Annotated in this window: 10 protein-coding genes; 3 read left to right on the top strand and 7 right to left on the bottom strand. The window is 61.8% G+C overall.

Translation table 11 applies throughout. From position 1 onward, the window contains the following. Positions 1 to 148: 148 nt before the first annotated feature. The 7 genes from M0D69_RS42765 to phnG are packed head-to-tail and all read right to left on the bottom strand — an operon-like array spanning position 149 to position 6,026. Complete coding sequence (locus M0D69_RS42765; RefSeq protein WP_301787832.1) at positions 149 to 1,282, bottom strand: alpha-D-ribose 1-methylphosphonate 5-triphosphate diphosphatase; 1,134 nt, start codon at positions 1,280 to 1,282, stop codon at positions 149 to 151. Further along, entirely contained in the window at positions 1,276 to 2,061 is a 786-nt protein-coding gene (phnL, locus tag M0D69_RS42760; protein WP_301787831.1) for a phosphonate C-P lyase system protein PhnL, read from the bottom strand. Before phnL ends, M0D69_RS42765 begins: the two co-directional genes overlap by 7 nt. A gap of 9 nt (positions 2,062 to 2,070) precedes the next feature. Beyond that, positions 2,071 to 2,859 carry a phosphonate C-P lyase system protein PhnK gene (phnK, locus tag M0D69_RS42755; RefSeq protein ID WP_301787830.1) on the bottom strand — a complete coding sequence of 263 codons (789 nt, stop codon included), beginning with the start codon at positions 2,857 to 2,859 and terminating at the stop codon, positions 2,071 to 2,073. Next, complete coding sequence (locus M0D69_RS42750) at positions 2,856 to 3,725, bottom strand: alpha-D-ribose 1-methylphosphonate 5-phosphate C-P-lyase PhnJ (RefSeq protein ID WP_301787829.1); 870 nt, start codon at positions 3,723 to 3,725, stop codon at positions 2,856 to 2,858. Before M0D69_RS42750 ends, phnK begins: the two co-directional genes overlap by 4 nt. Further along, positions 3,722 to 4,879: a carbon-phosphorus lyase complex subunit PhnI gene (locus M0D69_RS42745; protein ID WP_301787828.1), complete on the bottom strand. Its 1,158-nt coding sequence runs from the start codon at positions 4,877 to 4,879 to the stop codon at positions 3,722 to 3,724. Before M0D69_RS42745 ends, M0D69_RS42750 begins: the two co-directional genes overlap by 4 nt. Continuing rightward, positions 4,879 to 5,535 carry a phosphonate C-P lyase system protein PhnH gene (gene phnH / locus M0D69_RS42740; protein WP_301787827.1) on the bottom strand — a complete coding sequence of 219 codons (657 nt, stop codon included), beginning with the start codon at positions 5,533 to 5,535 and terminating at the stop codon, positions 4,879 to 4,881. Before phnH ends, M0D69_RS42745 begins: the two co-directional genes overlap by 1 nt. Continuing rightward, complete coding sequence (phnG, locus tag M0D69_RS42735; protein WP_301787826.1) at positions 5,535 to 6,026, bottom strand: phosphonate C-P lyase system protein PhnG; 492 nt, start codon at positions 6,024 to 6,026, stop codon at positions 5,535 to 5,537. The genes phnH and phnG overlap by 1 nt, the downstream gene beginning before the upstream one ends. Positions 6,027 to 6,265: 239 nt before the next feature. On the opposite strand from phnG, the gene phnF reads away from it, so the two are divergent. Genes phnF through phnN form a run of 3 tightly spaced genes read left to right on the top strand, consistent with a single transcriptional unit; the run spans position 6,266 to position 8,343 of the window. Further along, on the top strand, positions 6,266 to 7,024 hold the full coding sequence (gene phnF / locus M0D69_RS42730) for a phosphonate metabolism transcriptional regulator PhnF (protein WP_301787825.1): 759 nt from the start codon (positions 6,266 to 6,268) through the stop codon (positions 7,022 to 7,024). Continuing rightward, positions 7,021 to 7,767 carry a DUF1045 domain-containing protein gene (locus M0D69_RS42725; RefSeq protein ID WP_301787824.1) on the top strand — a complete coding sequence of 249 codons (747 nt, stop codon included), beginning with the start codon at positions 7,021 to 7,023 and terminating at the stop codon, positions 7,765 to 7,767. The genes phnF and M0D69_RS42725 overlap by 4 nt, the downstream gene beginning before the upstream one ends. Positions 7,768 to 7,782: 15 nt before the next feature. Further along, positions 7,783 to 8,343: a phosphonate metabolism protein/1,5-bisphosphokinase (PRPP-forming) PhnN gene (gene phnN, locus M0D69_RS42720; RefSeq protein ID WP_301787823.1), complete on the top strand. Its 561-nt coding sequence runs from the start codon at positions 7,783 to 7,785 to the stop codon at positions 8,341 to 8,343. The last annotated feature ends 140 nt before the right edge of the window (positions 8,344 to 8,483 follow it).

Raw genomic sequence — 8,483 nt, 5'->3', positions numbered from 1 at the left:
TTCGGCGTGGAAAAGAAATGAAGTGCCGCCACGCACAGTGGCTAATAGTGATAAAGAGAATAACTAACTTAAACCGACCACAGGCCAAGCAGCACCAACCCGGCACTGACCCAGTCCCGCAGACGCAAACCCCAACATACCACCTTGATCACGCGACCCGCCTCCCCTCCAAAAACGTGGCACGCGGAACCGGCAAGCGATCCGCCATCGCAACACGCACAAAGTCGGCCCTGAGCCCCGGAGCAATCGCACCACGATCCGTGAGCCCTGCCGCCCTGGCCGGCGCCGACGAGATCGTGCGGATAGCCTGGGGCAGTGTCCAGCCCGCCTTGTCGACGAGTTCGAATGTAGCGGTCAGCAAACTCGACGGCACATAGTCCGACGACAGGATGTCCAGCAGCCCCGCTTTCGCCATGTCGAGCGCAGACACATTGCCCGAGTGCGAGCCACCCCGCACGACGTTCGGCGCGCCCATGATCGTCGCAATGCCATGGTCCTTAGCCGCCTGCGCGGCAGGCAGAGTCGTGGGAAATTCGGCGAGGACGATACCGTCATCCACAGCTTCCAGCACGTGTTCGACGGACGTGTCGTCGTGACTCGCGAGCGGCACACCCAACGTCCTGCAACGCGAGACAATCTCGCTACGATGAACCCGCGCGTACCGGTGCTGGTCGTCAGTCAGTTCATTGAGCACCGTGCTCGCGTGTTCGTCGGTCCATTTGCCGTGACGCTCCTGATAACGGCGCCACTGGGCGGGGTCATGCCATTGGCGCTGGCCAGGCGTATGGTCCATCACCGAGACGAGCCGCAGCAACGAATGCGAGCAGAGCCCGTCGAAGACTTCGATAACATCCGCAGCCGCGACTTCGCATCGCAGATGCAGGAAGTGATCGACGCGCAGCAGCCCAAGCGCCGCCAGCCGCTCGATCGAACGCGCGCAGTTGGTCTGGATTTCCTTACCGCGCACGCCGACGCCTCCGCGCGAGCCGATCCCAAGCGCATCGAAGACGGTAGTGATGCCCGCTGTCGCCACTTGGGCGTCGTGCACAAGGATGGCTGAGTCGTGATTCCACAACACGCCCGGACGCGGCGCGATATGCTTTTCAATGTTATCGGTATGCAACTCGACCAGTCCGGGCAACAGGTAATCGCCGCCCCAGTCCTCTGCGTCGCTCACCGACGTTGCACCGGGCGCGACTTCCATAATGCGGCCGTCGGCTATCCGTACTACGCCCGTAAACTCCTCGTCACGAGTAACGATGCGCGCGTTTTTGATCAGCATGTCTGCAAGGTTTCCGTAGTCGTGTCCGCCTGACCGGCGGGAGCATTGAGTTGGATGAGGCGCGTGGCAACACGTTCACGCGTGTCTTCATCATGAAAGATACCGACGATCGCGGCGCCCCGCTCGCGTGCTTCCGCAATGAGATCGGCCACCACCTGCCGGTTCTCGGCATCGAGGGAAGCCGTGGGTTCATCGAGCAGCAGCAGCGGCTGTTCGGCGATCAGCCCGCGCGCGATATTGATGCGTTGTTGTTCGCCGCCGGAGAACGTGGCAGGTGCCAGCGTCCACAGGCGCCGTGCCACGTTGAGACGTTCGAGCAGCGCGCCAGCCCGTGCCCGCGCTTCTTCCTCGTCCATGCCGCGCGAGACCAGCGGCTCGCTGACCAGATCAAGCGACGACACGCGCGGGATAGCGCGCAGAAACTGGCTCACGTAGCCCATGATGGTGCGGCGCAAGCGGATCACGTCATGCGGCAGCGCATCCGAAAGCGACAGATAGCGCGACGTGCGGCTGTCATCGCGGATTGCGACCGTGCCCCGTGTGAGCAGATAGTTGCCGTACATACAACGCAGCAGCGTGCTCTTGCCGGCACCCGAAGGTCCCGACAACACGACACACTCGCCCCGTTCGACATCGAGTGAAACACCGCTCAACGCAGCAATGCGCACGCCACCCTGCTGGTGCAGCGTAAAAGTTTTCTCGATGCCGCGCGCACGCAGCATCAACGTGCCGCGTTCAGCGAACGCAAGCTCATTGGAAAGATCCGTATTGGCATTCATTGTCATACCTCAAACTGGCAGCACGGACGCAACCAGCGTTTGCGTATAGGGATGTTGCGGGTCATCGAGTACCTGGTCGGTCAGCCCGCTCTCCACCACCCGCCCGTCCTTCATCACCATCAGACGATGCGCCAGCAAACGCGCCACGCCAATATCATGCGTGACAATAAGGGCAGCCAGATGAAGCTTGGCCGTCAGCGTGCGCAGCAGGTCCAGCAAGCGCGCCTGCACCGATACATCCAGCCCCGCCGTCGGCTCGTCCATAAACACGAGCCGCGGTTTCGTCACCAGGTTGCGCGCAATCTGAAGCCGCTGCTGCATGCCGCCTGAAAACGCGGTAGGCAGCTCGTCGATACGCGCGGCATCGAGTTCGACCTGGTTCATCCAGTCGGCTGCTGTTTCGCGAAGCCGCCCGTAATGGCGCGCACCGTTCGCCATTAACGGCTCGCCGATATTCGCTCCAGCCGACACGCCGTGACGCAGTCCGTCACGCGCATTCTGATGCACAAAACCCCAGTCGGTACGCGCCAGCATCCTGCGGCGCGGCATGGGCAGCTCGAACAGATCGAGTAGCTCATGCTCCGCGGTGCGATAGTGCAAGACGCCATCGTTCACAGGCGTACGCAATGCAAGCGCATTCAGCAACGTGGATTTCCCCGAGCCGGATTCGCCGACAATGCAAAGTACCTCGCCCGGATAGATATCGATATCCACATCGACGCAGCCGCCACGTCCGTCGTAGCGCTTCGTAAGTCCGCGGCCGGTGAGCAGCGGGACTGCGGGTGTCGACGAATTCATACGCCCTCCCGAGCAGCACGACGCTCCTGACAGTAGTCGCTGTCCGAGCACACGAACATGCGTGCGCCTGCGTCGTCCACAATCATCTCGTCGAGGAAACTCTCGTGCGAACCGCATAACGCGCATTCGTGATCCCAGTGCTGGATGCTGAACGGGTGATCCTCGAAATCGAGGCTCTTCACCTTCGTATAAGGCGGAATCGCGTAGATGCGGCGTTCGCGGCCCGCTCCGAAAAGTTGCAGCGCGGGGTTCATGTGCATCTTCGGGTTATCGAACTTGGGGATCGGCGACGGCGACGTAAGGTAACGGTCGTTGACGAGCACCGGGTAATCGTAAGTCGTCGCAATGCTGCCGTGCCGGACGATGTCCTCGTAATACTTCACGTTGATCAGCCCATAATCGGCCAGCGCATGAAGCTTGCGGCACTCGGTCACGCGTGGTTCCAGCCTGTACAAGGGCTCGGGCATGGGCACCTGGTACACGATGATCTGCGCTTCGGTCAGCGGCGTTTCCGGAATCCGGTGACGAGTCTGGACAATGGACGCTTCAGCCGTGCGTGTCGTCGTCGCGATGCCAGCCGTGCGCGCAAAAAAGCGGCGGATATTCACGGCGTTGGTGGTTTCATCGGAACCCTGGTCGATCACCTTCAGCGTGTCGCTGCGTCCGATGATCGCGGACGTGACCTGCAATCCGCCCGTTCCCCAGCCATACGGCAAGGGCATTTCACGCGACGCAAACGGGACTTGATGCCCCGGCACCGCGACGGCTTTCAGAAGCGCGCGACGGATCATGCGCTTGGTTTGTTCGTCGAGGTAGGCGAAGTTATATCCCTCGGCCGTAGCACTTTCTTCGGTACGCGCATTCATGCGGCGTTCTCCTCGCTGGGCTCTTGCTGCGCCTGCAGCACCTGCTGCTCGTGCTGCGCTTCTTTCTCGATGCCTGCACGCAGACGCCGCAGCAACTCGAGTTCGGACTGGAAGTCGACGTAGTGCGGCAGTTTCAGATGCTGCACAAAGCCAGATGCTTCCACGTTGTCGCTGTGATAAAGCACGAACTCGGGGTCTTGTGTAGGCGACGCAACCGTCTCGCCGAGTTCTTGCGCGCGCAGTGCGCGGTCGACCAGCGCCATTGCCATGGCCTTGCGTTCCGAGTGGCCGAATGCGAGGCCATAACCCTGCGTGAAGGTGGGCGGCACGTCACGGCTGCCGGCAAACTGGTTGATCATCTGGCACTCGGTGATTTCGATATCGCCGATCTCCACCGCGAATCCCAACTCCTCGATCTCCAGTTCCACGGCGACTTCACCGTGGCGAATCTCGCCGGCGAACGGATGGGTGTGCGCATAACCGCGTTGCGTGGCGTAACCGACGGCAAGCAGGAAACCCTCGTCGGCGCGGGCGAGATTCTGCAAACGGACCGGGCGCTCAACGGGAAACATCAAGGGCTCACGCGAGAGATCGCCGGGTTCGGGCGCGTCGTCGTGCATCTTTTCCTGCTCGATCAAACCCTCCTTGTCGAGCAGGGCGAGCACGCGTGGCATCGCTTCTTGCTTCGGTTCCTGCTTCAATGCAGACGCGCTCTTGTCATCGGCGTTGCAGGCATGCGGCCCACCTTCGGCGAGCAAGCTGAAGTCGAGCAGACGTTGCGTGTAATCGTAGGTGCCCCCGAGCATCTGTCCGCCCGGAATGTCCTTGAACGCGGCCGAAATGCGCCGCTCCACCTGCATGGCTTGCGTGTCGAGCGGGACCGTATAACCGAAACGAGGCAGCGTCGTGCGATACGCCCGCAGCAGGAAAATAGCCTCCACAAGATCGCCCGCTGCCTGCTTGATCGCCAGCGCGGCAAGCTCTTCGTCGTAGACCGAACCTTCGGTCATGACACGTGCAACAGCAAGCCTAAGTTGCTCGCGAATCTGGTCGACGCTGAGTTCCGGAAACGCTTCATCGCCCCGCCGATTGACCGCGAGCAAGTCCCACGAACGTTCGATCGCGCGTTCTCCGCCTTTGACTGCGACGTACATCAGGCCACCTCCACGCGAGTGGTACGCGGCAAGCCGATAACGGATCCGCCGTGCACGAAATAACAGTCGATGCCGCAAGGAAACTCTCTCGCCAGCAATGCACGTTCATGCCAGAACGACGTTGGCACGCCTGCGATATGAACAGCCTGCGTATAGCGTATGCCGGGGCCACGCCAGGTCATCGGCGTGCCATGCTGAAGCGAATCCACGCGGATAAACAGCATCGCGGCATTCTCCGGCGTCTCGGGGTCGCCAAGCGAGAAGGCATCGAGCGGGGGCATGGATCCCGCATCGTGCAGATAGGCGAACACTGCTTGCGCGAGATCGAGCGTCAGCGGTGCGCCGGTGTGGAAGCGCAGCGCATCGCTCAACCCGCGATGTTCATGTTGCAGCAGCACGGGCGTCGAATAGTCGGCGAGTGCGAGCAGCGCGGCGAACGCGGCCATCGGAACGTGAGTGCCGACATCCTGCTCAAAATCGGGCAGCACGGCATCGATCGATACGATCTTACCGGGTCGGGAAAGCGCATCCAGCAACGCACGAAATACTCCCTGGGAATCATGGACGGTATCGCTGAAACCCGGCGTCAGGGTAGCGAGATCGATGCCGGCCGCGCTCGAACCGTGCAGGGTTGTTGAAAGCTTGTCAGGTAACATCAGTCGCCCCTTACCATTGTAAAGAATTCCACCTTCGTGGCCGCGGTCCGAGCCTGTTTCTGCGCCCGGCTTTCTGCGATCCGCGCGGCGAGCGGCGCCAGCAAGTGCTCATGCATCCGGGCTTCGAAGGCTGGCGTCTGCAGGAGCGCATCGGCGAGCGCAGCAAGTGTCGCGCGCTCCTTGTCCCGCCCCATGTGAACAGCGACACCGACCGCGGCCCGCCCCTCGCGCACCCGCAACCGAAGCGTCGCGCGGGTTACGGTCACTTCGCCGAGATTGAATGCATCCCCGGTGCCGCCAACGCGCCCGCGCACCATGGCAAGACCGATATCGGGCGCGCGCAGCCAGTCGAACTCAGGCGGCGAAACGCCGTCCAGTGCCGTATCAAGGGCCTCTTTCATCCTGGCGCGCGGCGTGCGCGCCAGGATCGCCAGCCACTCGTGCCGCGTCGCGAGACCCGACGGCGCAGACGTCTGCGCAAATGTATTCATGGTCCTACCTCTTCCATAAAAGGGCGCACTAAGGGAACGATGAGGGCACGATGAAAGCGCCGCGTCCGTGATTTCGTCGTGCCGTCCAGCCTGAACGCTACTAGAATAGTCATCCGGTCGTCTAGACGTTTGTGCAAGCGGATAAAAATACGTCATAGCACCCCGCTTTCACATTTCCGCCATCGGCCGCGCACTACAATGCCGAAGACGATATTCAAACCGACAGGAATGACAGCGACATGACATCTAACGAAACTGGTACGCCGGGCCTAGCCGTGGAGCGTGGCGCGGGCGTCGCGGTATGGCGTCAGATCGAACAGATTCTTTCGGCGGAGATTACGGCGAACAGCTTCGGCGACGACGGCCGCCTGCCCAGCGAAGCCGAACTCGCCCGGCGTTTCGACGTCAACCGGCACACTGTGCGCCGCGCGATGTTGCGGCTGGCCGCCACGGGACTCGTGAGCGTCGAGCAGGGCCGCGGCACGTTCGTACAACCCGGCGCGATCGACTATCAGATTGGGCGCCGCACGCGCTTCACCGAAAACCTGCGGCGCAACAATCAGTCATCCGTGGGCGTGGTCCTCTCCAGCGAAAAAGTGAAGGCCGATCCGGTCACAGCGAAAGCACTCTCGATCCGCGCTGGGACGCTCGTGTATCAGATCGAAACCCGTCACGATTCCGAAGATGTGCCGCTCACCTATGCGCGCAGCTGGTTCCCCGCCATGCGCTTCACCGACCTGCCCGACGTGCTTGCCGGCGTGCAAGGAGTCAGCGCGGCACTGGCTGAATTCGGTGTTGCCGATTACACGCGTAAATGGAGCCGTATCGGCTGCACCTTGCCGAGTTCGGAGGTCGCGCGGCGCCTGCAGATCAATCGTGCGCAACCGGTCATGTGGGTTGAAAGCGTGGATGTGGATGAAGTCGGCGTGCCCATCAAATATGGCATTACCCACTTCGCCGCCGACCGGGTGCAACTGCTGGTCGAGGATGGCGTATGAGCGGCGAAGCCAACGATGCCGCATTGAACGAATGGACGTCCGATGCGCGCATCGCGCTGTACTACGCACCACCCGCGTCTTCCGCATGGTGGCACGCGGGCTGCGAATGGCTGGGCCGTGATGCCGAGACTGGACGTTCGATCGAAGCGCCTGCAGAACCGGGCATTTCCGCACTCGGGCAGACCATTGCGGCGCTAACGGGATCGCCTCGCCGGTATGGCTGGCATGGAACGCTCGTTGCTCCGTTTCGACCTGCCGACGGTGTTACCCCGCAGCGGGTTTTGTCGGTTGCCCGCGAGTGGGCTAGTCACATCGATTGCTTCAATGCCCCCCTGTCAGCCGTCGAGATGGGCCGCTTCGTCGCGTTGCGAGCCAGCGCGGAAAACGACGACAAGACAATCCGCAGGATTGCCGCGAGCGCGCTGCACTCGCTTGCCCCGCTGCGCGCACGTCCCTCGGCGGAAGATACCGAGCGGCGCCTCGCTTCAGGCTTGAACGAGCGCCAACGTGCGCTACTGCATGAATGGGGTTACCCGTATGTGCTCGATGAATTCCGTTTCCACATGACCCTTTCCGATGCACTCGACGCAGCGTCTGTTCGCACTGCCATCGTGTCGCTGTGGCAAACCCGTGCTGAAGCGCTCGGACCGCTTCCCTTCCATGGCGCCGCGCTTTTTGTGCAACCGCAGCCTGATGCGCCGTTCACGCTCTGGCAGCGCCTGCCCTTTGCGAATGCCTACTGAGACCCTTACCCTGTAATGAGCACGGAAACTGGTAGATTGATCTATGTGATGGGGCCGTCAGGTGCTGGCAAGGACTCGTTGCTGGGATTCGTTCGCGAACGCATCGGCGCGCAGGTGATGTTCGCGCATCGCTACATCACGCGAGCCGTGTCCGATGGCGAAAATCACGTCGCCCTGACGCGCGAAGAATTTGCTGCGCGCCTGGCCAGCGGTGTTTTCTCCATGCATTGGGAGAGCCTTGGGCTTCACTACGGCATCGGCATCGAGATAGACGCGTGGCTCACGCGCGGCTTGCCGGTTGTCGTGAACGGGTCGCGTCAGCATGCGCCGGCTGCGCTCGAACGTTACCCGTTCACGCAATTCGTCCACATCCATGCCAGCCCCACGGTCCTCGCGGCGCGGCTCGAGCGGCGCGGCCGTGAAGATTCGCGCCAGATGGAAGCGCGTCTTGCGAGGCGGCCGGCGGTTGCACTACCTGAGCAGGCAAACGTGATCACCATCGATAATTCGGGCTTGCTGGCCGATGCCGGACAGCAACTCCTGGCTGCGATCAATCCTCCCAGTAGTGGTGTCTAGAGACGGTTGGGGTTGATCGTGGGGTTTTTGGGGTTAGCGGTCGGGGTTGGTGCTGGGTTGCTGCTTTCGGCGTTAGTGGTCTGCTTGAGTTAGCTGTTCTCTTTATCACTATTAGCCACTGTGCGTGGCGGCACTTCATT

Origin of the sequence: Caballeronia sp. SEWSISQ10-4 2, from assembly GCF_030464885.1 — a bacterium.
GTDB lineage: Bacteria > Pseudomonadota > Gammaproteobacteria > Burkholderiales > Burkholderiaceae > Caballeronia.
This window is presented reverse-complemented; position numbering and strand designations above follow the sequence as displayed.

Coding starts and splice junctions, on each gene's coding strand:
- M0D69_RS42765 (WP_301787832.1), bottom strand. CDS start 1,282: ATGCTGATCAAAAACGCGCGCATCGTTACTCGTGACGAGGAGTTTACG.
- phnL (WP_301787831.1), bottom strand. CDS start 2,061: ATGAATGCCAATACGGATCTTTCCAATGAGCTTGCGTTCGCTGAACGC.
- phnK (WP_301787830.1), bottom strand. CDS start 2,859: ATGAATTCGTCGACACCCGCAGTCCCGCTGCTCACCGGCCGCGGACTT.
- M0D69_RS42750 (WP_301787829.1), bottom strand. CDS start 3,725: ATGAATGCGCGTACCGAAGAAAGTGCTACGGCCGAGGGATATAACTTC.
- M0D69_RS42745 (WP_301787828.1), bottom strand. CDS start 4,879: ATGTACGTCGCAGTCAAAGGCGGAGAACGCGCGATCGAACGTTCGTGG.
- phnH (WP_301787827.1), bottom strand. CDS start 5,535: ATGTTACCTGACAAGCTTTCAACAACCCTGCACGGTTCGAGCGCGGCC.
- phnG (WP_301787826.1), bottom strand. CDS start 6,026: ATGAATACATTTGCGCAGACGTCTGCGCCGTCGGGTCTCGCGACGCGG.
- phnF (WP_301787825.1), top strand. CDS start 6,266: ATGACATCTAACGAAACTGGTACGCCGGGCCTAGCCGTGGAGCGTGGC.
- M0D69_RS42725 (WP_301787824.1), top strand. CDS start 7,021: ATGAGCGGCGAAGCCAACGATGCCGCATTGAACGAATGGACGTCCGAT.
- phnN (WP_301787823.1), top strand. CDS start 7,783: ATGAGCACGGAAACTGGTAGATTGATCTATGTGATGGGGCCGTCAGGT.